A 24175-nucleotide genomic window follows, 5' to 3' on the forward strand; every position below is an offset into this window, starting at 1 on the left:
GAGGCTCTCGGCGGCCGGGAGCCACAGAGCGGAGGCAGTGGCGTGCAGGTGTACATCAGCGCGGACATGGAGGGCGTCACCGGACTGGTCGGTGCCCAGGACGTGCAGGCCGGCGGCCAGGACTACCAGCACGGCCGGGCCATGATGACCGAGGACGTGAACGCGGCCGTGCGCGGAGCACTCACGGCCGGCGCCACCCGGATTCTGGTGAACGACGCACACAGCTCCATGCGGAACCTGCTCGCGGACCAGATACACCCCGAGGCGGAGTTGGTCAGAGGCAAACCCAAACGGATGGGGATGCTCGAAGGCCTGGACAGTGACTTCGCCGCGGTGCTGTGCGTCGGCTACCACTCACGCGCCGGTGCCCTGGGCGTGCTCAGCCACAGCTACATGGGCCACGAGATCGAGGACATGTGGCTGGACGACCAGCCCATGGGAGAGATCGGATTCGCGCACGCCACAGCCGCCGCACTGGGCGTACCCGTGGTGATGCTCTCCGGCGACGACGCCGCCTGCGACGAGATGACAGCCTGGGACACCCAGGTCGTCACGGCTCCGGTCAAATACGCCAGGGACCGCTTCAGCGCCAGGCTGAGGCCCGCGACCGAGGCGCGCAAGGCGATCGAGGAAGCCGCCGCCGAGGGAGTGCGTCGTGCCGACCCCCGCCCACGGCCGGCCCGCACGGAAGCCGCGGCCACCCTGGCGGTGCGGTGGCAGTCGGCCACCGTCGCCGGCCAGCTCGAAGGGATCCCCGGAGTCGGCCTGCGAGACTCCCGCACCGTCGAGGTGGCCGGGCCGGTTCCCCAGCTCTACCGTCTCTTCGGAGTCTTCATGCGCGTCGCGTCGGCACTCACCGACCAGCAGCCGTACTGCTGAACGGCAGAACGCCGACCCGTACTGCTGAACAGGGCGGAAGAACGCCGACCCGTACTGCTGAACAGCAGAACGCCGACGAGACCCGCGCCCGTGATCACCCGGGTCGGGTCTCGTAGCCTGCTCCCGGGTCAGACGCCGAGCGCGCGCTTCACCTGGGCGAGGCTCGGGTTGGTCATCACGACCTCGACCCCACCGTTGGAGGGAACCACCTGAACCGTCGGAACGGTCTGGTTCCCGCCGTTCGCCTTCTCCACGAACGCCGCGGACGCCGGGTCGTGCTCGATGTTGATCTCCTTGTACGTGATGCCCTCGCGGTCCAGCTGGCCCTTCAGCCGCGTGCAGTATCCGCACCACGTGGTGCTGTACATCGTCACAGTGCCCGGCATGTCTCTCGCGCTCCTTTACTGCTGGGGGTGCGTCATCGCAGAAGGGGAACGTACGCCGGACACGTACCATTCCCGCACCCGGGTACCCCCGCCCCGTACACCGGCACCCCCCGACGCCTGCCGCATTAGTACGACCACAAGACCCTCCCTGTGGACAACCGACTCACCCGCCCCCGGCGACCTGGCAGCATGGCGGGGTGACAGCAGCAACGCACTCCACCCTCTTCCCGCAGGTTCCGGACACGGCCGACGCGGTGCTCGACGGGCTCGACCCCGAGCAGCGCGCAGTCGCCACCGCCCTGCACGGTCCGGTGTGCGTGCTGGCAGGCGCCGGCACAGGCAAGACACGAGCGATCACCCACCGCATCGCCTACGGAGTACGCGCCGGAATCCTCCAGCCCTCCAGCGTCCTCGCCGTCACCTTCACCAACCGCGCCGCGGGAGAGATGCGCGGCCGCCTCCGCCAGCTCGGCGCCGGCGGCGTCCAGGCCCGCACCTTCCACTCCGCGGCCCTGCGCCAACTCCAGTACTTCTGGCCGAAAGCGGTCGGCGGCAGCCTCCCCCGACTCATCGACCGCAAGATCCAGCTCGTCGCCGACGCCGCCGCCGCCTGCCGCATCCGCCTCGACCGCGGCGAGCTCCGCGACGTCACCGCCGAGATCGAATGGTCCAAGGTCACCCAGACCGTCCCCTCCGACTACGCGGCCGCCGCCGCCAAGACCGGCCGCGAATCCCCCCGCGACCCCGCAGAGATCGCCCAGCTGTACGCCACCTACGAAGACGTCAAACGCGACCGATCACTCATCGACTTCGAGGACGTCCTGCTGCTCACCGTCGGCATCCTCCAGGACCGCCAAGACATCGCCGACCAGGTCCGCTCCCAGTACCAGCACTTCGTCGTCGACGAGTACCAGGACGTCAGCCCCCTCCAGCAACGCCTCCTCGAACTGTGGCTCGGCGAACGCGACAGCCTCTGCGTCGTCGGCGACGCCAGCCAGACGATCTATTCGTTCACCGGTGCAACTCCCGACCATCTTCTCGACTTCCGCACCCGCCACCCCGCGGCCACCGTCGTCAAGCTCGTCCGCGACTACCGCTCGTCACCGCAGGTCGTCCACCTCGCCAACGGCCTGCTCTCACAGGCCCGCGGCCGCGCCGCCGACCACCGCCTGGAACTGATCTCCCAGCGCGCCCCCGGCCCCGAGCCCGTCTACGCCGAATACACCGACGAACCCGCCGAGGCGGAAGGCGCCGCCCGCCGCATCCGCGACCTCATCGCCTCCGGCATCCCCGCAGGCGAGATCGCCGTCCTCTTCCGTACGAACTCCCAGTCCGAGATCCACGAGCAGGCACTCGCCGACGCCGGAGTGCCCTACCAGCTGCGCGGCGCCGAGCGGTTCTTCGACCGCCCCGAAGTGCGCAAAGCCGGAGCGGCCCTCCGCGCGGCCGCCCGGTTCGGAGCCAACGACTCCCTTCTCGACGACGTCGTCGACCTGCCCTCCCAGGTCCGCGCCGTACTGTCCGGCGAAGGCTGGACCAGCCAACCCCCCGCCGGCTCCGGCGCGGTCCGAGAGCGCTGGGAATCACTGGCCGCACTCGTCCACCTCGCCCAGGACTTCGCCGCCGCCAAGCAGGACGCCACCCTCGGCGACCTGGTCGCCGAACTCGACGAGCGCGCCGGCGCACAGCACGCCCCGACCGTCCAGGGCGTCACCCTCGCCTCCCTGCACTCCGCCAAAGGACTGGAGTGGGATGTCGTCTTCCTCGTCGGCGTCGCCGAGGGCATGATGCCGATCACCTACGCAAAGACCGACGAGCAGATCGAAGAGGAACGCCGCCTCCTCTACGTCGGCGTCACCCGCGCCAGAGAACACCTCTTCGTCTCCTGGGCCCTGTCCCGCTCACCCGGCGGCAGAGCCAACCGCAGGCCCAGCCGCTTCCTCGACGGACTGCGCCCCGGCTCCGTCACCACCGCGGGCCGCACAAACGGAGGCGGTCCGGGAGGCGTCGAGCGAGGCATCGGAAGCAGCGGAGGCACCGTCGTACGACGGACGAGCCGAACTCCGGCCCGCTGCCGCGTCTGCGGCCGCACGCTGACCGACGCAGGCGAGATGAAACTGATGCGCTGCGAGGACTGCCCCTCAGACATGGACGAGGGCCTCTACGAACGGCTGCGCGAGTGGCGGGCGGTACAGGCGCAGCGCAGCGGGCAGCCCGCGTTCTGCGTCTTCACCGACAAGACACTCATGGCCATCGCCGAGACCGTTCCCGACGACGACGGAGAGCTCGCACGGATCCCCGGAGTCGGAGTACGCAAGCTCAACCGCTTCGGAGCCGACGTCCTGGCCATCTGCGCAGGCCAAGAGGCTGGCGAGGACAGGCGCGACGACTGATTCAAACTCGTCGAGAAAATAGTTTGCGCATGCCCCGGCAATCCCCATAGGTTCTTAGCACGGAAGCGGCGGGCTTCTCCGAAGCCCTGGTTCCGTGCTGTACTTAATAGCCGTCGGACTGGCTCACCCCCAGTCCCCCCAAGACGCCGAGAGGAGGCGATTCCAGTGATCAGCATCAACGCCAGCTCCAACACCACCGCCAAAATGACCGATCCCTCGGTCGTCTCCACGTGCCTGCTCGGCGTCTCGAACCTGGGCACCGGTCTGTCCGGCATCTCCGCCGTCCGGCCGGCGTCCTCCCTGTCCCTCGCGGGTCTTCCCATCCGTGAGCGCAATGAGCGACCGATCCAGGCACTGGAAGCGGCAGTAGTGGCAGAGGCGCGTGCCTATGCCTTTGCGGCAACCGGTGCCGGATCCCTGAAGCAGACGAAGCAGCACCACACGATGTGGGCCTTCCGTGGGCCTGAACCCTGGAGTGATCCAGCCTGATCCTCGATCAGGCCGGTGCCTTCAGGGCCGCGGAACCCCACCCGGGATCCGCGGCCCTTCTGTTTGTCCCCGACCGGGGACGGCGGAGCGAAGGGGCCTCGGGACAAGAAAAGAACCCGGTACCAGCCGCCAACCGGCCAACCGGCCGGCACGACCAGACGAGGAAGACCAACCGTGCAACTCGAAGCGCACGCCCCGTCCGTACCGCCTTCCGAAACGATCCCCCCGCCCGGCCTCACGGAGGACTCCACCTTGATCCCGCTCACTGCGCTCACCGCGCTCGACGACGCCATCGAGAACCTCGGCGTACCCGTCCCCTGCCGTTCCTACGACCCGGAGGTCTTCTTCGCCGAGTCGCCGGCCGACGTCGAGTACGCCAAGTCCCTCTGCCGCACCTGCCCGCTGATCGAGGCCTGCCTCGCCGGCGCCAAGGAGCGGCGTGAGCCCTGGGGTGTCTGGGGCGGCGAGCTGTTCGTCCAGGGTGTTGTCGTGGCCCGCAAGCGGCCCCGTGGCCGTCCGCGCAAGAACCCGGTCACGGCATGAACACCGCAGGAACGATCGATCGCCCCCAGACGCACGACCCCAAGAAACAGGCCCCGATGAAGCCGTCCGCGAGTGAGCCCACCGGCTCCGTCATTCCAGAATTCACCACCACCGACGCGAACGACTCGCGTGAGAACAGGACCCGAGAGATGCAACTCATTCCAGAAGCCCTGGCTCGTGCGCATATGCACGAGCGACTGCGAGAGGCTGAGCGGGAGCGCCAGGCCGTGCGCCTGGCCACTGCCCGCCGGATGCAGCGCCGGGCCGAGCGCGCGTCCATGCGTGCGCGGCGTGCGCTGGCCATGGCGGTCATGCAGTAAGCAGCCGAACGCAGTCGCAGACATCCACAGACACACCGCGGGGGCCGGTCCGGACGGACCGGCCCCCGCGGTGCGTTGTGCCGCGCGAACGCCCGCCCACGGCGCTATCGTCGGCGGGTGACGAGTCTTCCCGGGGACAGTGACAGCAGCGACAACACCGAGCGGCCCGACACGGCCCAGGCCCAGCGCATCGCGTGCGCCCGCTGCGGCACCCCGGCGGAGGGCCCCCAGCCGACCTGGACCTGCTCCATGGAGAACGGCAGCCGCCACTACCTCTGCGACAACTGCGCCCGGACACATCTGCGGGCGATCGAGGGACGGCTGGATTCGGCTTGGTGGTAGAGCGGGGCTTGCACCGGGTCTTCTTCTGGGGGGGCTCCCCTCCCCCCCGGCCCCCTCCCCCCACCCCCGCCCCAGCCGCCCGAAGGCAGCCCGAACTCACGCCCCAGCCGCTGAGTCCTCCTCGTCCGGCAGCTCTTCGGTCGGGACGAACCCCGGCAGCCACTCCTCCAGTTCGTCGCGGAGCCGGACCGTCGCGCCCAGCTGGCACAGGACGCCGATGGTGCTCAACGTCACACGGTGGATCAACAGATACGACGGTGGCAGGTTGAGGAGCCTGCCCAACTGGTGGGCGGGGGAGCGGGGATCGGCCACCCGGGCGGCCTGGCTGCGCATCCAGCCGCGGGTGAAGGTGAACTCGTCCACCTGGGCCGGTTCGATGATCGGCAGCAGGTAGTCGAGGACGGCGTCGGGTTCGAGCTCTATCGACTCCTTGACGAAGCCCTCCTCGCGCAGCAGGTCGTAGACGGCTTCCGCGTCGCCGTCGAGGGTCATGCGGAGGGAGTCGCCGATCGGTGAGGGCAGACCGCCGGGGAGACGGTCGACCGTGCCGAAGTCCAGGACGCCGAGGCGCCAGCCGCTCTTCTCGTCCGGCAGGAGCCGGAAGTTGCCCGGGTGGGGGTCGGCGTGCAGCAGTCCGGTGCGCGCGGGGCCGGAGAAGAGGAAGCGGGCCAGCAGTTGCCCCGCGCGGTCCCGCTGCTCCTGCGTACCGTCGGAGATCACCTCTGACAGCGGTGTTCCGTCGATCCATTCGGTGACCAGGACCTGGTCGCACTGGTGGACCACCGCCGGTACCAGGACGTCGGGGTCGCCCGAGAACTCCGCGGCGTGGACTTCCTGGGCTTGTGCCTCCAGCGCGTAGTCGAGCTCCTCGGAGACCCGGTCGCGGAGTTCCGTGATGAGGGGCTTGATGTCCATGCCGGGGATGAGCGGGCCCAGCAGCCGGGCGAATCGGCTGAGCTGGGTGAGATCGGAGAGCAGGGCCTCGCCCGCTCCCGGGTACTGCACCTTGACGGCGACCTCGCGGCCGTCGTGCCACACCGCCCGGTGCACCTGGCCGATCGAGGCGGCCGCGGACGGCTTGTCCTCGAATTCGAGGAACAACTCGGACCAGTCCTCGCCGAGTCGCTCCCGGAGGACGGAGTGCACCGTGCGGGTCGGCATCGGCGGTGCCGCTTCCTGGAGCTTGGTGAGTGCCGCGCGGTACGGGCCCGCGACCTCCTCGGGCAGCGCCGATTCGAAGACGGACAGTGCCTGTCCGAACTTCATCGCGCCGCCTTTCAGCTCACCGAGCACCTTGAAGAGCTGCTCGGCCGTGCGCTGCTGAAGCTCGCGGCCCACGATCTCCGCCGACTTCCCGCCTATCCGCTTGCCCAGGCCCCAGGTCGCTCGCCCGGCGTAGCCGAGCGGTAGCGCGGCGAGTTTGGCGGTTCGGGTGACCGCCTTCCGGGGAAGATCAGACATGCGCCCTCCAAGTCCCAGACAGCCGTGCCGCATGCGGCTGTAGCCCCGCCATTGTCTCGTGCGGCTTCTCGGCTTCGGCGGCGCGTTCCCCCTTCTTACTTTTCTCCGCGGCGCCGCACGGGCAATCGGGGTGGGGCCACACCGGTTTCGCGTGCCAGTGGAACCCCGGAGCGGAAGTCTCCCAGCGGGCTCCGGCGCTGGAGGGCGGCCGGCCGTCGAGAAAGGCGAGCGCGTGCGCGGCGGCGAGGCCGGCGACGCCGGTCGCCACGGTGAGGTCGCACGCCGGTACGTGACGTGAGGAACCGGAGCGCCACTGGGCGATCAGGCGTGGCCAGGTCGGATCCCGGTCGGCGCGGCTCCGGTCCAGGCAGCCCGCGCAGCCGGTGTCGCCGGGCAGGACCAGCGGGCCGACGACTCCTGTTCCTTCCACGACTCCCGCGTAGAGATGGGGTGTGCCGGAGGTGATCAGGGGTTGGGCGGCCGTGGGATCGGGGGCGTGGACGGACAGGCCGTCCCGGGGCGTGATGATCACCAGGGAGAGTCCGAGCTCCTCGCCCTCGGTGGCGGGCCGGGGCGGGCGGTCCGGCGCGGCCCGGCGCACCGCTCGTCGGGCGGCTTCCTCGCGGCGCTCGCCGACGGACTCCGCCGTCAGTCCGCCGGGTGCCACGTCCCACGGTTCCACCCGGCCCACGTCGCGGACCTCGATCCGGCCCACGCCCGCGCCGGCCAGGAGGACCGCGAGGGTGACCCCGACCCGGCCCGCGCCGTGCACCCGTACCCGCAGGGAGCGGCGGGCGGCCAGGTGTCCGAGGGCGTCGCCCGGTGCGGGGGTGACGAGGGAGAGGGCCGCGAGGTCGGGGCGCAGCCGGTCGAGGACCGCCTTCTTCGCGCGGAGGGTGTCCGCGGCCGGGCCGCCGCCCGTCGCGTCGTCGAGCAGTCCGGAGTCGGCCAGCCGTTCCACGAGTGCGTCGACGTGGCCGTCGGGCAGGCCCATGCCGCGTCCTTCCTCGCGCAGGAGGGGGAGTCCGCGGGTTCCGTCGAGCAGGTCGAGGAAGCTGCCGGTCGCCGTGTCCACCGGGCCCAGCACCATCGCGTGCGCGGGTGCCATGCCGAACTGCACGGTGTTGAGGTCCCGCCAGCCGCGCCGCAGCGCGGGTTTCACCATCGGATGCATGACCGACCCCCGTATTCATGGAGCATCCCCGTGTGCCGGCGGGGCCGTGCCGGGTCCGCCGTTCGGATGCCAGGATGCCCGGGGGTGGGTGGAGCGTGCGGAAAGTTGTCCACAGGCTGTGGTGTTCGTCGGATAAATCGAGCGCGCAGGTGCGGATCGACACCGAACCGTCCTGGGGACGGGACTTCTCCCGCGTGCAGCGGGTAACGTCGGGGCGTGCCCGCCGACCCACTGCACCGCGCCGGAAAACCACAGCGCAGCACGACGAGCCTGCCGCCAGGCGGCTCGGGGGCGAGCGCGATCGAGGTTCGCAGGAGTGCGCGACGGCGCAGGACGGTCTCCGCGTACCGCGAGGGCGATCGCACTGTCGTGCTCATCCCCGCTCGGATGTCCGAGGCGGAGGAACAGCGCTGGGTGACCGTCATGCTCGACAAACTGGCCGCCCAGGAGAGCAAACGGGTGCTCGGTGACGCCGAGCTGACCGAGCGTGCCGCGCGTCTGTCGGACCAGTACTTCGACGGGCGGGCCCGGCCCACCTCGGTCCGCTGGGTGACCAATCAGAACACGCGGTGGGGTTCCTGCACCCCGGCGGAGGGCAGTATCCGTCTTTCGCACCGGTTGCAGGGCATGCCCGAGTACGTCGTCGACTACGTCCTCGTCCACGAACTCGCGCACCTTCTGGTGCCGGGGCACGGTCCGCGCTTCTGGCGGCTGCTGGAGGCGTATCCGCGGACGGAGCGGGCGCGCGGCTACCTCGAGGGGGTGGTCGCGGCCGCCCGGCTGCCCCATCCGCCCGTCGGCCGCGAGGAATAGCGGGCGGGCGGCCGCGGTCCGTCCCGGGCGGGGGGTGATTGTGTACCGGGTCTGTACCGGCTGCGTTCACTTCCGGGGTTTCCCGTTAGCCTGACGCGACGCAATCGCATTCGGGATGGGGGACGGTCGTTACGCATGGCCAGGGAATTCCAACGCGGCCACAAGGCCAGAATCAGTGACCTCACCGCGGGCACCGATCTGTACGTGGGTGTGCAGATCACCGGCCCCGGACTGACCTTCGACATCAGTTGCTTCGGTCTGGACGCCGACGAACGGCTGTCGGACGACCGGTACTTCGTCTTCTTCAACCAGCCGAAGACCCCCGAGGAATCCGTCCAGCTCCTGGGCGCCCAGTCGGGTGACACGGAGTCCTTCCGCGTCACCCTCGACCGGATCCCGGCGCAGATCCAGAAGCTGTCGTTCACTGCGACGATCGACGGCGCCGGACAGATGTCCCAGATCGCACCGGGGTACCTCCGTGTCGTCGCGGGTGGCGAGGAGGTGGCCCGGTACTCGTTCAGCGGAGCGGAGTTCTCCACCGAGCGTGCGGTGATGCTGGGCGACTTCTACCTGAAGGACGTCTGGCGGTTCGCTGCCGTGGGACAGGGTTTCGACGGCGGCCTCGATGCGCTGCTGGAGAACTTCGGCGGTGAGGTCGCCGACGAGGAGCCCGCCGCGCAGCAGCCGCAGGGCGGTGCCGCGCCCTCGTTCTCGCCTCCCACCCAGGTGAACGCGGCGCCCGCGTTCGGAGCGCCGGCCGCTCCGGCTCCGGCCCCCGCGGCGCAGCCCGCTCCGCAGGGGTTCACGCCGCCGCCCGCCCCGTCCGCGCCCTCGGTGCACGCCGCGCCGACCATCGTCGCGCCGTTGCACAGCCCGCCGGGCGGCACCGTGCCGCCGCCGGGGCCCGCCCCGTACGCGCAGCCGCCGGGCCCGCCCGGGCCGCCCGGTCCGCCGCCGGGCTACGGTCAGCAGCCTCCCGGGCAGAGCGCCCCCATGCCGCCCGGCTACGGCCAGCAGGCCCCGTCCGCGCCTCCCGGTTACGGCCAGCAGGCCCCGCCGGCACCTCCCGGTTACGGGCAGCAGCCGTCGTACGGCCAGGTACCGGGGCAGTACCCCGGACAGCCCGGCGCGCCCTCCCCGTACGGTGTTCCCCAAGGCGCTCCGCAGGGCGGGGCCGGTGTGCTCGCCGCGCTGGGGGCGTTCAAGGAGACGCCCACCGGGCAGCGGTGGACGCAGCAGAACAAGAAGCTCATCCGGGTCGACCTCGGTATCGGGGACCAGCCCGTGCTGGCCCGCCAGGGCAGCATGGTGCTCTACCAGGGCAAGGTCGACTTCAGTTACAAGGGCGCCGGCTTCGCCGGACGGATCGTGGGCAACGCGACCGGGCAGGAGATGCAGCTGATGCGCTGCTCGGGCCGCGGTCAGGTGTTCCTCGCCGAGAACGCCACCCATGTGCACCCCATCGAACTCCAGGGCGACGCGATCTGCGTGTCCGCCGAGAACGTCCTCGCCTTCGACGAGACGCTCCAGTACGAGGTGCGCAGGATCGAGGGCCACGGCATCCCCGGGGGCGCGCTGTTCACCATGCAGTTCCAGGGGACCGGCACGGTCGTGGTGAAGACGCACGGCGCGCCCGTCGTGCTGCCCGTGACACCGACGACGTTCGCCGACTGCAACGCCGTCGTGGCGTGGTCGGCGGCCTCCCAGGTGATCGTCTCCAGCCAGGTGCGGATGCGGCGCAACGCCTACCCGGGCGACACCGGAGAGAGCGTGAACCTCCAGTTCCGCGGCGCGCCAGGCAATTTCATCGTCGTCCAGCCGTACGAGGTCTGAGGGAGCCCGTCATGAACCAGCCACTCACGGGCTACGCCCCGGCACCCGTCACCGCCCGCATGGAGAACCACGGCAATCACATGCTGAAGGTCGCCATGCAGACCGGAAGCGACCTCTTCGCGCGCGTGGGCTCGATGGTCGCCTACGAGGGCTTCGTCCAGTACGAGCCGAACCCGCCCGCGGTACGGCAGATCGCGCGGGACTGGATGACCGGTGAGGGAGCACCCCTCATGAGGTGCCACGGTGACGGTCTGCTCTACCTCGCGGACTACGGGGCGAACGTCGTCGTCATCAACCTCAACGGGGACGCGATCTCCGTGAACGCCACCAACCTGCTCGCCTTCGACGCGCACCTCACCTGGGGCGTCGAGCGCGTCAAGGGGCTCGCCAAGTTCGCCGGACAGGGCCTGTGGAACACCAAGATCTCCGGCCAGGGCTGGGTCGCGCTGACCTCCCGGGGCAAGCCGATCGTGGTCGACTGCGGTGGCGGCGAGGACGAGACGTACGTCGATCCGGACGCGCTGGTCGCCTGGTCCCCGAACCTCAAAGTGAAGGGCAAGCGCAGCTTCAAGGCACAGTCGCTGATCGGCCGCGGCAGCGGCGAGGCGTACCAGATGGCGTTCTCCGGGCAGGGCATCGTCGTCGTCCAGCCCAGCGAGGACAGCACCGACCGCCTCCGGATCCGGGGCTGAGGGGGAGCAGGACATCATGCAGAGCCCGCTTTTCGGCTACAACGAGCAGCAGACCCAGGAGCGCTACAGCCTGCAGAACTCGCAGATGCTGCGGGTCGTCATGGAGGGCCACGACGACGTCCTGGCCCGCAAGGGCACGATGGTCGCCTACCAAGGGCTCGTCGAGTTCGACGCCGAGTACCAGAACAACAGCCAGCACCGCGCGCGTGCGTACACCGGTGAGGGCCTGGACCTTATGCGCTGCCACGGGCAGGGGACGGTCTACCTCGCGAACCTCGCCCAGCACGTGCACGTGGTCGACGTGGACCAGGACGGTCTCACCGTCGACAGCAGCTATGTGCTGGCCATGGACTCATCGCTGCACCACGAGGTCATCGCCGTGGACAGCCAGTACGGCATCTCGGGATCCGGCAAGTACCAGCTCAACATCACCGGACGCGGCAAGGTCGCCCTGATGACCTCGGGCGCGCCGCTGATGATGCAGGTCACGCCCGACAAGTACGTCAACTGCGACGCCGACGCGATCGTCGCGTGGTCGACCGGCCTGCGGGTGCAGATGCAGGCGCAGACGCACTCCTCCGGGGTGTGGCGGCGGCGCGGCAACACCGGTGAGGGCTGGGAGCTCAGCTTCATGGGCCAGGGGTACGCGCTCGTCCAGCCCAGCGAGATGCTGCCGCCGCAGAACGCGGTGATCGGCCAGGGACTGCGCGCCCAGTACGGCATGGGACAGCAGGGTGTCCGGGCGCAGAACCAGGGCAACGTCTGGAGCTGAGCGACGGGCAGGGCCACGCGCGACGGTAAGGGGCGACCGCCAATGGCGGTCGCCCCTTACGCGCGTGTCGGGCGGAGGGCCCCGGTCTCAGGCGGAGAGCCTCGCGCGGGTCGCCTCCAGCAGGCGTACGACCGACGCGTCCGCCACCTCCGCGACCTCGTCGTAGCGGAACCAGCGCAGGTCGAGGGACTCGTCGCTGATCGCCGCCACGGATCCGGCCGGGGCGAGCGCCGCGTACTGGACGTCCAGGTGCCAGTTGCACGGCGCCGGGATGGGGTGCCGGTCCAGGGTCACGGGGCCGCCCGGCAGCAGCGTCAGGCCCTCGATGCCCGATTCCTCGGCCGCCTCGCGCCGCGCGGCCGACGCCAGCGTCGGGTCACCCGGCTCGCAGTGACCGCCCATCTGCAGCCACATCCGCAGCTTGCGGTGCAGCGTCAGCAGCACACGGCCGCCCTCGGGGTCCACGACCAGCGCACTCGCCGTGACATGGCCCGCCGAGCACGACTTCCACATGCCGTCGGGGTGCGCGGACAGGTGGTCCAGATAGCCCTGCCGCAGCTCTTCCTGGCCCTCGTACCCCTTCAGTACGAGGACCGCGTCGTCGTGGAGGGTCACTCGGCGCCGTCGCCCTTGCCGTCGCCCTGGTCGCCGTCCGGGTCGCCCCTGTCGGTCTTGCTGTCGTCCTTTTCGGGGTCCTTCGTCAGGTTCGGCCGATCGGTGGAACCGCTCGCCGCCTCGCCGAGCATCTTGTCGAGCTCGGAGAAGTCCAGCTGCTCGCGGTGCACGAAGCCGTCCGGGTCGTCCAGGTCGGACGCGGTCGGCAGCATGTCCGGGTGGGCCCACAGACCGTCGCGGCCGTCGACTCCGCGCGCGTCGGTGAGCGAGGCCCACAGGCGCGACGCGTCCCGCAGCCGGCGCGGGCGCAGCTCCAGGCCGATGAGCGTGGCGAAGGTCTGCTCCGCGGGTCCGCCCGTAGCCCGGCGGCGGCGCAGCGTCTCGCGCAGCGCGTCCGCAGACGTCAGGCGCGGCTTCGCGGCCGCGTGCACGACCGCGTCCACCCAGCCCTCGACGAGTGCGAGCGCCGTCTCCAGACGGGCCAGCGCGGCTTTCTGCTCGGGCGTGTCCTCCGGCTGGAACATGCCCTGCTGGAGCGCGTCCTGCAGCTGCTCCGGGTTCTGCGGGTCGAGCTGGCCGACCACGTCCTCCAGCTTGGCCGTGTCGACCTTGATCCCGCGCGCGTAGCCCTCGACGGCGCCGAAGAGATGCGAGCGCAGCCACGGCACGTGCGCGAAGAGCCGCTGGTGGGCGGCCTCCCGCAGAGCGAGGTAGAGCCGCACCTCGTCCTGGGGGATGCCGAGGTCCTTGCCGAACGACGCGATGTTCAGCGGCAGCAGCGCGGCCTTGCCGGCCGGGCCGAGCGGCAGGCCGATGTCGGTGGAACCGACGACCTCGCCCGCGAGCACGCCGACGGCCTGCCCGATCTGCGTGCCGAACATGGCGCCGCCCATGGAGCGCATCATGCCGATGAGCGGGCCCGCCATGGCCTGCATCTCCTCCGGCAGGACGTCCCCCATGGCCGCGCCGACCCGCTCGGCGACCGGGTCCACGAGCTCCTTCCACACCGGCAGGGTCGCCTCGACCCACTCCGCGCGGCTCCAGGCCACGGCGGAGCCGGCGCCGGACGGCAGGGAGGTCGCGTCGTCCAGCCACAGATCGGCCAGACGGACGGCCTCCTGGACCGCGGTGCGCTCGGAGGGGCCGACGCTCGCGTCCTTGGTGCCGTCGGAGGTGCCCTGGGAGACCGTCTGGCGGGCGATCTGCTTGGCCATGTCCCAGTTCACCGGGCCGCCCTCGTACGAGAGCATCTGGCCCAGCTGCTGGAACGCGGCCCCCAGGTCGTTGGGGTTCATGGAGCCGAACATCGCTGCGAGCGGATTGTCGGCGCCGAGACCGCCGGCTCCGGGCAGCCCGAAACCGAACGGTCCCTGACCACCACCGCTCTCCTGGTCCTTCTTCTTGCCCTCGTCGCCGTTCTCCGGCTCCTCCGGCGGAAGGCCGAATCCGAATGGGGTGTCACTCACGGGGTTCCTCGGCTGGTTAGGGCCGCCGGTTCGTTCCGACGGCGGCTGCCCGACAACACCACCCAGCGTAGACACCACAACCCGATCGGGCCTCGGTGCTTCGCCGACTCTTGGCCTGCGGCAGGATGGATGCCACCTGGTACGGACGCGTCACGCGCGCCCGTTACTGAAGACAACCGCTGGAGACGCCCGGTGAGTTCCCCAGATCCACAGGTTCGCGCAGCGCGAAACCACTCAACCAGCCCGCTCCCGCGCGGGCCCGTCGTCGCGGTCACCGGAGCCGCGTCCGGCGTGGGCGCGATGCTCACCGAGCGGCTCGCCGCCAGTGAGGAGATCAAGCAGGTCATCGCCATAGACGAGCGCCGTGGCGAGTGCGCGGGCGCCCAGTGGTACATCCTCGACGTGCGGGACCCGGCGATCGCGGAGAAGCTGCGCGGCGCGGACGTCGTGGTGCATCTCGCACTCGACCTCGACCTGGAGACGGACGCGGCCGCCCGTACGGCCTACAACGTCCGGGGGACGCAGACCGTGCTCACGGCCGCCGCCGCGGCCGGCGTGCACCGGGTCGTGCTGTGCACCTCCGCGATGGTCTACGGGGCGCTGCCGGACAACGAGCTGCCGCTCTCCGAGGACGCCGAGCTGCGGGCGACCGCCGAGGCCACCGGGGTCGGCGACCTTCTGGAGATCGAGCGGCTGGCGCGGCGGGCGCCCCGCGCGCACCCCGGGCTCAATGTCACCGTCGTGCGCCCCGCGGTGCTCGTCGGTGGTGGCACCGACACCGCGCTGACCAGGTATTTCGAGTCGCCTCGGCTCCTGGTGGTGGCCGGCTCCCGGCCCGCCTGGCAGTTCTGCCACGTCGAGGACCTCTGCAGTGCCCTGGAGCACGCCGTGCTGGAGAAGGTCGACGGGGAGCTGGCCGTCGGGTGCGACGGGTGGCTGGAGCAGGAAGAGGTCGAGGAACTGAGCGGGATCCGGCGGATGGAGCTGCCGTCCGCCGTCGCCCTGGGGGCGGCGGCGCGGCTCCACCGGATCGGGCTCACCCCGTCACCGGCCGGGGACCTGGCCTACACGATGTACCCCTGGGTGGTGAGCGGGAGCCGGCTGCACGACGCCGGGTGGCGGCCGCGGTGGACCAACGAGGAGGTTCTCGCGGAGCTGCTGGAGGAGGTCGCCGGACGGCACACGGTGGCCGGGCGGCGGCTGGGCCGCAAGGACGCGACGGCCGCGGGAGCCGCGGGAGCGACGGTGGCGCTGCTCGGTACGGCGGCCATCGTGCGCCGCGCGCGGAAGGCCCGGCGCAGGATCTGAACCCTGGGGAAGGCCCCACCCTGTAGGACGCTCCAAAGGGCCCCGCGCCGGAGCCGGGGGAAACGCGTATTCCTCGGCGTCCTGGGGGTGCGGCACGATGGGGACATGGCACCTTCCTTTGAACACCCCGGAGAGCGGGCCGCGCAGGATCCCATTCGGCTGGTGGCGGTCCGGGACGAACCGCTGTCCCTGGACGAGGTCTTCCGGGCCGTCGGTGACGACGCCGCCGGAGGGACCGCGCTGTTCGTGGGGACCGTGCGCGACCACGACGGCGGTGCCGACGTCGACGGACTGGGCTATTCGAGCCACCCCGGTGCCGAGGCGGAGATCCGCAGGATCGCCGAGAAGGTGGTCGCCGAGTACCCGGTACGGGCGCTGGCCGCCGTGCACCGCGTCGGAGACCTGACCGTCGGGGATCTCGCGGTCGTCGTCGCCGTGTCGTGCCCGCACCGCGGCGAGGCCTTCGAGGCCTGCCGCAGACTGATCGACGACCTCAAGCACGAGGTGCCCATCTGGAAGCACCAGAAGTTCTCCGACGGCACGGAGGAGTGGGTCGGCGCCTGCTGAGGAACACGACCCGGAGCAGGGACGAAGCCCCGGCGGAGCCGCGACGCGCCCACGAAGGGAGCACACCGGTCCTCCGACGGTGCTCGGGTTGCGTAACCGACCCCCTGGCGTGAGCGTTAACACTGCGAATGGTTAATCTGCTGATCAGTCAGTTGCGGTCGCTCATTGGGGTTGGGAGGTCGGCATGGCGTCGCTCGCCTGGTTGCTGATTCCGCTTTTGGCCGCGATCGGTGCCGGACTGTGGGGAAGTTGGGCCAGCCGGAATCGCAAGACGGCCGGAGACGGCGTCGAGCTCGAGGGCTACGCCCGCTTCCGTGCGGCCATGGAGCGGTCCGACGCCGTCACGGCACGGTCCGACACCCTGGAGAAGTCCCCCTCCGACGCGGTCTGAGGGCACGGCGCCCCGTACGCGGCCCAGCGCCCCGTACGGGCGGCCCCGACGGTGCACTGACAGCACCGTCCCGTACTGTCGACACATGCCACGCCGCACCGCGACGATGCTCGCCTCCACGCTGATCCTGATCGCGCTCCTGTGCGCGGGAGTGTTCATCACCGTGCCGTACTCGGAGATGTCACCGGGACCGACGGTGAACACGCTGGGTGATCACGACGGCGAGCCGGTGCTGCAGATCTCCGGGCGCAAGACGTACGCGACCACCGGGCACCTGAACATGACCACCGTCCGGGTGACCAGCGCCGATTACCGGATGAACCTCGTAGAGGCCGTCTACGGCTGGCTGGCGCACGACAACAAGGTCGTCCCGCACGACACGCTCTACCCCGACGGCAAGACCGAGCAGCAGTCGACCCAGGAGAACGCCGAGGAGTTCAGCCAGTCCCAGGAGAGCGCCAAGGTCGCTGCCCTGAAGGAGCTGAACATCCCGGTGAAGTCCTGGGTGATCGTCTCCACGGTCGTCAAGGGCTCGCCGGCCGAGGGACGCCTGCACGCCGGGGACGTGATCAAGAAGGTCGACGGCACGGCGGTCAAGGCGCCCGACGACGTCGCGAAGCTGGTCACCCGCCACAAACCCGGCGAGAAGGTCGTCTTCACGGTCGTGCCCTTCAAGGAGCAGGCCGCCGCGGAGAAGGCGGACAGGACGGCGACCGAGACCCAGGACGTCACGATCACCACGGCGAAGTCCGCCGACAAGGGTGCCTCCCGCGCCATCGTCGGCATCTCGGCCGGAACGGACCACACCTTCCCGTTCGACATCGGCATCAAGCTCGCCGACGTCGGCGGACCGAGCGCCGGCCTGATGTTCGCGCTCGGCATCGTGGACAAGCTGACCCCGGACAACCTCACCGGCGGCAAGTTCGTGGCCGGCACCGGCACCATCGACGACGGCGGCAACGTCGGCCCGATCGGCGGCATCGAGATGAAGACGGTCGGCGCGCGCGAGAAGGGCGCCCAGTACTTCCTGACGCCCAAGGACAACTGTGCGGCCGCCGCCAAGGACACCCCCGAGGGGCTCACGCTCGTCAAGGTCAACACCATCGACGACGCGATGAGCGCCCTCAAGGACATCAGGTCCGGCAAGACGGCCGACCTGCCGAAGTGCACGGCCAAGTAGTCCGGGCCGGCCGCACCGTCAGGTAGCGCCGGGGCTACTCCGCGAACGTCGCCGACAGCGCCTCCGCGAGCCCCGGCACCAGGCCCGCCCCCGTCAGCACCTCCGTCGGCGCGTCCTTCTCGCGCAGCCGCAGCGCCGAGTCGCGCGACCCGTCGCGCAGGACGCCGACCGTCATGCGCACCTCCTGACGGTCCGGGTGCTCGGCGACCCACTTCGCGAGCTTCTTCTCGCTCAGCCCCTCCGGAACGGAGGCCTCCGCGGACGGCGGCAGCATCAGCCGCTCCACGGTCAGCGCGCAGCCGACCACGGCGTCGGGCCAGGCGATGGTGCCGAGGAACTCGTCCAGCGGCTTGCCGGCAGGGATCTCGTCCTGCTCGACGGGGGTGAGAGCGGTGCTCTCGGGCTCGTCCTGCAGACCGAGCTGGGCCGCGAGGCCGGGTTCCTGGGTGCGCAGTCGTGCGGTGTCTACGAGGGCGAAGAGGCGAGCGGGCTGGTCCCAGCCGAGGCCGGAGGCGTACTCGTCGATCTCGAGTACGGCCCGGGTGAGCGGGCTCGCTGCCATGGGAGTGTTGGACATGGTCACAATCCTGCCTCGTTAGTACCCGGAAGCGGGAACCGAGTAAAGCGTGAGTAAGTTGCATAGGTGAGGCTCCACGATCACGGAGCCTGATGGATGGTCCGCGTTCACGGGGGCCTGACGGATCAACAGCGACTTCGAGGTGCGCACCTTGGCTTTCCAGATGCCGGACCGCGGCGGAGGCCCGACGGGGCCACGGATGAGAGTGGGCCGCCCCTCCCGGCGTGTCCGGACCCTGCTCATGACACTGGGCGTGCTGGTCGTCCTGGCCATGGCCTTCGTCATGTTCGCGGGGTTCTGGACGGACTGGCTCTGGTACCGGTCGGTCCACTACTCGTCCGTCTTCACGACGACCCTGTGGACCAAGATCGGACTCTTCTTCGTCTTCGGCCTGCTCATGGCGGCCGCGGTGGGGGTGAACATCTGGCTGGCGCACCGGCTGCGGCCACCACTGAGCGCCATGTCGATGGAGCAGCAGAGCCTCGACCGCTACCGGATGGGCATCGCGCCGTACAAGCGGTGGCTGCTGTTCGGCATCACCGCCCTGGTGGGGCTGATCGCAGGCGCGTCCGCGTCCGGCCAGTGGCGCACCTGGCTGATGTGGGTGAACGGAGTCCCCTTCGACCAGAAGGACCCCCAGTTCCACCTCGACGTCTCCTTCTACGCATTCGACCTGCCCTGGTACCGGTTCCTCCTCGGCTTCGGCTTCGCCGCCGCCGTGCTGTCGCTGATCGCCGCCGCGCTCACGCACTACCTCTACGGAGGGCTGCGGATCACCAGCCCGGGAGCGCGCGCCACGGCGGCGGCCACCGGCCACCTCTCGGTGCTCCTCGGTGTCTTCGTCGCGCTGAAGGCGGTCGCCTACTGGCTCGACCGGTACGGACTCGCCGTGAAGTCCAGCGACTTCAAGGCGACCGGCAACTGGACCGGCCTCAGGTACGTCGACGCCCACGCGTACCTGCCCGCCAAGACGATCCTCTTCTGCATCGCCGTCATCTGCGCACTGCTGTTCTTCGCCACCCTGTGGCGGCGCACCTGGCAGCTGCCCGTGATCGGCTTCGGCCTGATGGTGCTCTCCGCGATCCTCATCGGCGGCCTGTACCCGGCGATCGTCCAGAAGTTCCAGGTCCAGCCGAACGAGCAGGCCAAGGAAGCGCCGTACGTCGAGAAGAACCTGAAGGCGACGCGCGAGGCCTACGGCATCGACGGCACCAAGGTCTCGGAGTACGCGGGGACGAGCGACACCAAGGACAAGGCCAAGCTGCGCGATGACGCCGACACCACGGCGAGCATCCGGATCATGGACCCGAACATCGTCTCCCCGACGTTCCAGCAGTTGCAGCAGATGAGGAACTACTACGCGTTCCCGACCAACCTGGACGTCGACCGCTACACCAAGGACGGCAAGGACCAGGACACGGTCATCGGCCTGCGTGAGCTGAACCTCAACGGCATCCCGAAGAACAACTGGATCAACGACCACTTCCGCTACACGCACGGCTACGGCGTGGTCGCCGCCAAGGGCACCACGGCGACCGCCGGCGGAAGGCCGGTCTTCACCGAGTCCGACCTGCCGTCCAAGGGCGACCTCGGAACGTACGAGCAGCGCGTCTACTACGGCGAGAAGACCTCCCAGTACTCCATCGTCGGCGGTCCCCAGAAGGAGATCGACTACTCCGACGACAGCGGGGAGAAGACGACCAGCTACAAGGGCGGCAGCGGCGTCAGCCTCTCCAGCCCGGTCAACCGGGCCGCGTACGCGGTGGCGTTCGGTGAGCCGCAGATCCTCTACTCGGGGGCGATCGGCGAGGGTTCCCGGATCCTCTACAACCGCACCCCCAAGGACCGTGTCGAGGCGGTGGCGCCCTGGCTGACCATCGACGGCGACGCCTACCCGGCCGTGGTCGACGGCAGGATCCAGTGGATCGTCGACGCGTACACCACGACCAACGGCTATCCGTACGCCTCCCGCACCACGCTCGGTGACACGACGGCCGACTCGCTCACGGCGACCAACAACCAGCGCGCGGTGGTGGCCCAGCAGAACCAGGTCAACTACATCCGCAACTCGGTGAAGGCGACCGTCGACGCGTACACCGGTGACGTCAAGCTCTACCAGTGGGACACCAAGGACCCGGTCCTCAAGACCTGGATGAAGGCGTTCCCGCACACGGTGATGTCGAAGAAGGACATCTCGCCGTCGCTGATGGACCATCTCCGGTACCCGCAGGACCTGTTCAAGGTCCAGCGCGAACTGCTCACCCGCTACCACGTGAAGGACGCACAGACGTTCCTCAGCGGCAGCGAGGTGTGGCAGGTCCCCGACGACCCGAGCAACAAGTCGGGCAACGCGGTGCCGCCGTACTACCTGAGCATGAAGATGCCCGACCAGCAGGCGCAGACGTTCTCGCTGACGACCACGTTCACGCCGAACGGCCGGGACAACCTGAGCGCCTTCATGTCGGTCAACGCCGAAGCGGGCACCAGCGACTACGGCAAGATCAGAATCCTGAAACTGCCGACGAGCGAACCCGTCGACGGACCCAAACAGGTCCAGAGCCAGTTCAACTCCGAACAGACCATCGCCGAGTCCATCAGACTCCTCAGCGGCGGCGCCTCGGAGGTCGAGTACGGCAACCTGCTGACGATCCCGCTCGACGGAGGACTGCTCTACGTGGAGCCGGTCTACGTACGGGGCGGTGGACTCAAGTACCCGCTGCTGCGCAAGGTGCTGGTGACCTACGGAGGCAACACCGCCTTCGAGGACACGCTCGACCAGGCCCTCAACAAGGTGTTCGGGACGGATGTCACGACCACCCCACCGGACGACACGGGCACCACGAAGCCACCGACATCGAACAACCCCACGGTCCAGCAGGCGCTCGACGACGCCCAGAAGGCCTTCGCCCAGGGCCAGGAAGCCCTCAAGAAGGGGGACTGGACGGCGTACGGCCAGGCGCAGAAGGACCTTCAGGACGCTCTGAAGCGGGCTGAGGACGCCCAGGCCGCGGCTGGCAAGCCCGGTGGCACAGGCGGCAGCAAGAGCGGCGACAAGGGCAGCGACAAGAACGGCGGCCCGAGCGGCAGCCCGAGCGGTGCTCCCAGCAGCGACGGGAGCTCCGGGAGCAGCTGAACGGAGTCCCCTCCGCGCCGTGGTACGGTTGCAACACAACGGCGCGGGGTGGAGCAGCTCGGTAGCTCGCTGGGCTCATAACCCAGAGGTCGCAGGTTCAAATCCTGTCCCCGCTACTGAAAGGCGAAGGCCCGGATCCTCAAGGATCCGGGCCTTCGTCATGTGCGGTTCCACGCGCCGCCCCCATGGGAGTCGCCGCGCCCGCACGGGGTGCGCGGGCGGGACGTGTACCGCCGGTACGCGGGGTGCGCACCGGCGTCGGTCGGCGACACGCGCGAAGGCTGCGCCATCCGTGGGGAGTTGGGGATTTTGTGTTTCACTTGTCTCTCTGTGGGCATGTCGACAAAACGCTGAAGTGACCTCACTGACTGCGGTATACCGGGTGTGGCCAGGTTGCAGGTGGTGCGACGATGGACGTTATGGGGGACAAGGCAACTCTGTTGGAGACAGGGCGTTTTGTGCAGCCTTCGGACCGGGACGAAACGGGTGAGGCCGCCGAGGAGGCACGTCAGCGGCTCGCCGCCGAATCCGGCGACGTCGAGGCGATGAGCGTCCTCGGAGCGATGCTGCTGCGCCGCGGCGATCTCGACGCGGCCGAGCCCCAGCTGCGTGCCGCCACCGCCGCGGGTGACCGCGCCGCCGCCAACAACCTGGGTGTCCTCCTGCACCAGCGCGGATACACCGACGATGCCGCGGGATGGTGGCGGATCGCCGCCGTCGCCGGTTCCGCCGCCGCCGCGCACGCCCTCGGCCGCTACCACCGCGAGCGGGGCGACGAACCCGCCGCCGAGTACTGGCTGCGCCAGTCCGCCGAGCAGGGCCACGCCCTCGGGGCGTACGCGCTCGCCGACCTGCTGGAGCACCGCGGCGACGTCGGCGCCGAGCAGTGGATGCGGGCGGCCGCCGAGCGCGGGCACCGCGAGGCCGCGTACCGGCTGGCGCGCACGCTCGACCGGAAGGCCGTGGACGCGGGCGAAAGGGGCTCCGACAACGGTGTCAGCGGCGTGCTGGGCGTCATCGGGGCCGCGGGCGAGGAGGCCGAGCAGTGGTACCGGCAGGCCGCCGCGCGGGGGCACCGGCGGGCCGCGCTGCACCTCGGGGCCATCCTGGAGAAGCGCGGCGAGCTCAAGGAGGCCGGACGCTGGTACCTGACGTCCGCCAAGGACGGCGAGGCGCGGGCCGCCTGTGCGCTCGGATTCCTGCTGCGGGACGCCGGTGACACCGACAGCGCCGCCGTGTGGTGGCTGCGGGCCGCACAGGAGGGCGACGGCAACGCCGCGAACGCGCTCGGCGCGCTGCACGCCGAGCGGGGCGAGACCCAGACCGCCGAGCGGTGGTACCGGGCCGCGATGGACGCGGGCGACACCAACGGCGCCTACAACCTCGCGCTGCTCTGCGCCGAGCAAGGACGGACCGCGCAGGCCGAGCAGTGGTACCGGCAGGCCGCGTACGCCGGGCACCGGGAGGCGGCGAACGCCCTGGCCGTCCTGCTGCTCCAGGTCGGCGACGCGGCCGGCGCCGAACCGTGGTTCTCCAAGGCGGCGGAGGCGGGGAGCGTCGACGCCGCGTTCAATCTCGGGATCCTGCACGCCGGGCGGGGCACCGCAGCCGACGACGCCGCGGCGCTGCGGTGGTACGAGCGTGCCGCCGCCGACGGGCACACGGAGGCGGCGCTCCAGGTCGGCATCGCACGGCTGCGGGACGGGGACGAGGGTGCCGCGGAGCGGCATCTGCGCCGCGCGGCCGGGGGTGGCAGCGCGGAGGCCGCGTACCGGCTGGCCTCGGTGCTCGACGCGCGGCGGCCACCCGCGCCGGCGCACGAGCTGGGGGAGCCCGCGCACGAGAAGAGCGAATGCGAGGAGTGGTACGAGCGGGCGGCGTCCCAGGGGCACCGGCGGGCGCAGGTGCGGGTGGGGATGCTCGCGGCGGCGCGGGGGGACGTGGTCGACGCGGCGCGGTGGTACCGCGAGGCCGCGGAGGCCGGGTCGCGGAACGGGGCGTTCAATCTCGGGCTGCTGCTCGCCCGGGAGGGGAGTGAGCCGGAGGCCGCGCTGTGGTGGGCCCGGGCGGCGGACGCGGGGCACGGGCGGGCGGCGTTGCGCCTCGCCCTCGTGTGCGCGCGGCGGGGGGAGCTGGCCGAGGGGCAGCGGTGGGCGGATCGGGCGGTTTCACTGGGGCCGGCGGAGGTGTCCGAGCGGGCGGCCCGGTTGCGGGACGCGTTGCGGGAGGAGTTGTCGGCGTAAACCGGCGGCTCCGCCGGTCGGCTCCGCCGGTATACCCGGCCGTGTTCTGGGGATTCGTGGGTAAGTCCCGCCTGTGCCGGCGGCTCCGCCCGTAGAGCCGCCCGTGCCTGGGGGCTCCGCCCGTAGAGCCGCCCGTGCCTGGGGGCTCCGCCCCCAGACCCCCGATCGGCCTGGACGGCCTCGTCCTCAAGCGCCGGACGGGCTGGAGATGCGGGCCCGTGCTGGAGATGCCGACCGGCGCTGGAGATGCGGGCCCGTGCTGGAGATGCCGACCGGCGCTGGAGATGCCGGCCCGTGCTGGAGATGCCGACCGGCGCTGGAGATGCCGGCCCGCGCTGGAGATGCCGACCAGCGCTGGAAGTGTCGGGCTCCGCTGGGGCTGGAAGGTGCCAGGTTCCGCTGGAGATGCCTGCCGGTGCTGGAAGGTGTCAGGCTCCGGTGGAGAGGCCCAGCCCGTGCTGGTAGGCGTCAGGCTCCGCCGGAGATTTCCGGCCCGCGCTGGAAGGTGCTGCCAGGTTCCGCCGGCTGCCGGTGGAGAGGCGCCTGCCGGTGCTGGAGGTGCGGCTTCGATGGAGAGTCGGCCCGTGCCGGAAGACGT

Annotated in this window: 22 protein-coding genes and 1 tRNA gene; 17 read left to right on the forward strand and 6 right to left on the reverse strand. The window is 70.5% G+C overall.

Translation table 11 applies throughout. From position 1 onward, the window contains the following. Positions 1–42 precede the first annotated feature (42 nt). Positions 43–879: a M55 family metallopeptidase gene (locus OHB41_RS30120; RefSeq protein ID WP_266701243.1), complete on the forward strand. Its 837-nt coding sequence runs from the start codon at positions 43–45 to the stop codon at positions 877–879. Positions 880–1007: 128 nt separating this feature from the next. On the opposite strand, the gene OHB41_RS30125 is transcribed toward OHB41_RS30120, so the two are convergent. After that, a complete protein-coding gene (locus OHB41_RS30125) occupies positions 1008–1265 on the reverse strand; it encodes a glutaredoxin domain-containing protein (protein WP_148010353.1) in 258 nt (85 codons plus the stop codon). Positions 1266–1462: 197 nt separating this feature from the next. On the opposite strand from OHB41_RS30125, the gene OHB41_RS30130 reads away from it, so the two are divergent. The 5 genes from OHB41_RS30130 (at position 1463) to OHB41_RS30150 (ending at position 5352) form a co-directional block, all read left to right on the forward strand. After that, a complete protein-coding gene (locus OHB41_RS30130) occupies positions 1463–3658 on the forward strand; it encodes an ATP-dependent DNA helicase UvrD2 (RefSeq protein ID WP_266701244.1) in 2196 nt (731 codons plus the stop codon). A gap of 165 nt (positions 3659–3823) precedes the next feature. Further along, positions 3824–4147, forward strand: a complete 324-nt coding sequence (locus OHB41_RS30135; RefSeq protein WP_266701245.1) for a hypothetical protein — start codon at positions 3824–3826, stop codon at positions 4145–4147. 174 nt (positions 4148–4321) lie between these two features. Continuing rightward, positions 4322–4690 carry a WhiB family transcriptional regulator gene (locus tag OHB41_RS30140; protein ID WP_010984500.1) on the forward strand — a complete coding sequence of 123 codons (369 nt, stop codon included), beginning with the start codon at positions 4322–4324 and terminating at the stop codon, positions 4688–4690. Further along, positions 4687–5010 carry a putative WhiB-interacting protein gene (locus OHB41_RS30145; protein ID WP_266701246.1) on the forward strand — a complete coding sequence of 108 codons (324 nt, stop codon included), beginning with the start codon at positions 4687–4689 and terminating at the stop codon, positions 5008–5010. The genes OHB41_RS30140 and OHB41_RS30145 overlap by 4 nt, the downstream gene beginning before the upstream one ends. A gap of 117 nt (positions 5011–5127) precedes the next feature. Continuing rightward, entirely contained in the window at positions 5128–5352 is a 225-nt protein-coding gene (locus tag OHB41_RS30150) for a hypothetical protein (protein WP_266701247.1), read from the forward strand. Positions 5353–5448: 96 nt separating this feature from the next. On the opposite strand, the gene OHB41_RS30155 is transcribed toward OHB41_RS30150, so the two are convergent. Both OHB41_RS30155 and OHB41_RS30160 read right to left on the reverse strand, forming a co-directional pair. Next, on the reverse strand, positions 5449–6813 hold the full coding sequence (locus OHB41_RS30155; protein ID WP_266701248.1) for an ABC1 kinase family protein: 1365 nt from the start codon (positions 6811–6813) through the stop codon (positions 5449–5451). Next, positions 6806–7987 (reverse strand): TOMM precursor leader peptide-binding protein, encoded by a 1182-nt coding sequence (locus OHB41_RS30160; protein WP_266701249.1) that lies wholly within the window; start codon positions 7985–7987, stop codon positions 6806–6808. Before OHB41_RS30160 ends, OHB41_RS30155 begins: the two co-directional genes overlap by 8 nt. A gap of 216 nt (positions 7988–8203) precedes the next feature. On the opposite strand from OHB41_RS30160, the gene OHB41_RS30165 reads away from it, so the two are divergent. The 4 genes from OHB41_RS30165 (at position 8204) to OHB41_RS30180 (ending at position 12097) form a co-directional block, all read left to right on the forward strand. Next, the gene (locus OHB41_RS30165; protein WP_266701250.1) at positions 8204–8800 is read left to right on the forward strand and encodes a M48 metallopeptidase family protein; all 597 of its coding nucleotides are present in this window, start codon (positions 8204–8206) and stop codon (positions 8798–8800) included. 135 nt (positions 8801–8935) lie between these two features. Beyond that, positions 8936–10633 carry a TerD family protein gene (locus tag OHB41_RS30170; protein ID WP_266701251.1) on the forward strand — a complete coding sequence of 566 codons (1698 nt, stop codon included), beginning with the start codon at positions 8936–8938 and terminating at the stop codon, positions 10631–10633. A gap of 11 nt (positions 10634–10644) precedes the next feature. After that, complete coding sequence (locus OHB41_RS30175) at positions 10645–11325, forward strand: AIM24 family protein (protein ID WP_266701252.1); 681 nt, start codon at positions 10645–10647, stop codon at positions 11323–11325. Between the two features lie 16 nt (positions 11326–11341). After that, positions 11342–12097 carry an AIM24 family protein gene (locus tag OHB41_RS30180; RefSeq protein WP_266701253.1) on the forward strand — a complete coding sequence of 252 codons (756 nt, stop codon included), beginning with the start codon at positions 11342–11344 and terminating at the stop codon, positions 12095–12097. 87 nt (positions 12098–12184) lie between these two features. Here the strand turns inward: OHB41_RS30180 and OHB41_RS30185 are convergent, their stop codons facing one another. After that, entirely contained in the window at positions 12185–12712 is a 528-nt protein-coding gene (locus OHB41_RS30185; protein ID WP_266701254.1) for an NUDIX hydrolase, read from the reverse strand. Continuing rightward, positions 12709–14178 (reverse strand): zinc-dependent metalloprotease, encoded by a 1470-nt coding sequence (locus OHB41_RS30190; protein ID WP_266701255.1) that lies wholly within the window; start codon positions 14176–14178, stop codon positions 12709–12711. Before OHB41_RS30190 ends, OHB41_RS30185 begins: the two co-directional genes overlap by 4 nt. Positions 14179–14370: 192 nt before the next feature. Here OHB41_RS30190 and OHB41_RS30195 point away from each other — a divergent pair, with 192 nt between their 5' ends. From OHB41_RS30195 to OHB41_RS30210, 4 genes are all read left to right on the forward strand, one after another. Then, on the forward strand, positions 14371–15486 hold the full coding sequence (locus OHB41_RS30195; RefSeq protein ID WP_266701256.1) for an SDR family oxidoreductase: 1116 nt from the start codon (positions 14371–14373) through the stop codon (positions 15484–15486). A gap of 105 nt (positions 15487–15591) precedes the next feature. Next, positions 15592–16053 (forward strand): molybdenum cofactor biosynthesis protein MoaE, encoded by a 462-nt coding sequence (locus OHB41_RS30200; protein WP_266701257.1) that lies wholly within the window; start codon positions 15592–15594, stop codon positions 16051–16053. Between the two features lie 184 nt (positions 16054–16237). After that, complete coding sequence (locus OHB41_RS30205; protein ID WP_266706580.1) at positions 16238–16444, forward strand: hypothetical protein; 207 nt, start codon at positions 16238–16240, stop codon at positions 16442–16444. Positions 16445–16529: 85 nt separating this feature from the next. Beyond that, positions 16530–17624, forward strand: coding sequence for a YlbL family protein (locus OHB41_RS30210; RefSeq protein WP_266701258.1), 1095 nt, complete (start codon positions 16530–16532; stop codon positions 17622–17624). A 34-nt stretch (positions 17625–17658) separates the two neighbouring features. On the opposite strand, the gene OHB41_RS30215 is transcribed toward OHB41_RS30210, so the two are convergent. Further along, positions 17659–18201 (reverse strand): PPA1309 family protein, encoded by a 543-nt coding sequence (locus OHB41_RS30215; RefSeq protein WP_266701259.1) that lies wholly within the window; start codon positions 18199–18201, stop codon positions 17659–17661. Positions 18202–18364: 163 nt separating this feature from the next. Here OHB41_RS30215 and OHB41_RS30220 point away from each other — a divergent pair, with 163 nt between their 5' ends. The 3 genes from OHB41_RS30220 (at position 18365) to OHB41_RS30230 (ending at position 23577) form a co-directional block, all read left to right on the forward strand. Next, entirely contained in the window at positions 18365–21334 is a 2970-nt protein-coding gene (locus OHB41_RS30220) for a UPF0182 family membrane protein (protein WP_266706238.1), read from the forward strand. Positions 21335–21376: 42 nt separating this feature from the next. Then, positions 21377–21450: transfer RNA gene (locus tag OHB41_RS30225), tRNA-Met, on the forward strand. A gap of 294 nt (positions 21451–21744) precedes the next feature. Then, positions 21745–23577, forward strand: a complete 1833-nt coding sequence (locus tag OHB41_RS30230; RefSeq protein WP_266701260.1) for a tetratricopeptide repeat protein — start codon at positions 21745–21747, stop codon at positions 23575–23577. The last annotated feature ends 598 nt before the right edge of the window (positions 23578–24175 follow it).

This window comes from Streptomyces sp. NBC_01571 (assembly GCF_026339875.1).
GTDB lineage: Bacteria > Actinomycetota > Actinomycetes > Streptomycetales > Streptomycetaceae > Streptomyces.

What these genes read in the sequence shown, in the direction of transcription:
- OHB41_RS30220 (WP_266706238.1), top strand. Translation starts at nt 18,365, where the DNA reads ATGCCGGACCGCGGCGGAGGCCCGACGGGGCCACGGATGAGAGTGGGC.
- OHB41_RS30230 (WP_266701260.1), top strand. Translation starts at nt 21,745, where the DNA reads ATGGACGTTATGGGGGACAAGGCAACTCTGTTGGAGACAGGGCGTTTT.
- OHB41_RS30155 (WP_266701248.1), bottom strand. Translation starts at nt 6,813, where the DNA reads ATGTCTGATCTTCCCCGGAAGGCGGTCACCCGAACCGCCAAACTCGCC.
- OHB41_RS30215 (WP_266701259.1), bottom strand. Translation starts at nt 18,201, where the DNA reads ATGTCCAACACTCCCATGGCAGCGAGCCCGCTCACCCGGGCCGTACTC.
- OHB41_RS30180 (WP_266701253.1), top strand. Translation starts at nt 11,342, where the DNA reads ATGCAGAGCCCGCTTTTCGGCTACAACGAGCAGCAGACCCAGGAGCGC.
- OHB41_RS30210 (WP_266701258.1), top strand. Translation starts at nt 16,530, where the DNA reads ATGCCACGCCGCACCGCGACGATGCTCGCCTCCACGCTGATCCTGATC.
- OHB41_RS30125 (WP_148010353.1), bottom strand. Translation starts at nt 1,265, where the DNA reads ATGCCGGGCACTGTGACGATGTACAGCACCACGTGGTGCGGATACTGC.
- OHB41_RS30160 (WP_266701249.1), bottom strand. Translation starts at nt 7,987, where the DNA reads ATGCATCCGATGGTGAAACCCGCGCTGCGGCGCGGCTGGCGGGACCTC.
- OHB41_RS30205 (WP_266706580.1), top strand. Translation starts at nt 16,238, where the DNA reads ATGGCGTCGCTCGCCTGGTTGCTGATTCCGCTTTTGGCCGCGATCGGT.
- OHB41_RS30175 (WP_266701252.1), top strand. Translation starts at nt 10,645, where the DNA reads ATGAACCAGCCACTCACGGGCTACGCCCCGGCACCCGTCACCGCCCGC.
- OHB41_RS30170 (WP_266701251.1), top strand. Translation starts at nt 8,936, where the DNA reads ATGGCCAGGGAATTCCAACGCGGCCACAAGGCCAGAATCAGTGACCTC.
- OHB41_RS30200 (WP_266701257.1), top strand. Translation starts at nt 15,592, where the DNA reads ATGGCACCTTCCTTTGAACACCCCGGAGAGCGGGCCGCGCAGGATCCC.
- OHB41_RS30145 (WP_266701246.1), top strand. Translation starts at nt 4,687, where the DNA reads ATGAACACCGCAGGAACGATCGATCGCCCCCAGACGCACGACCCCAAG.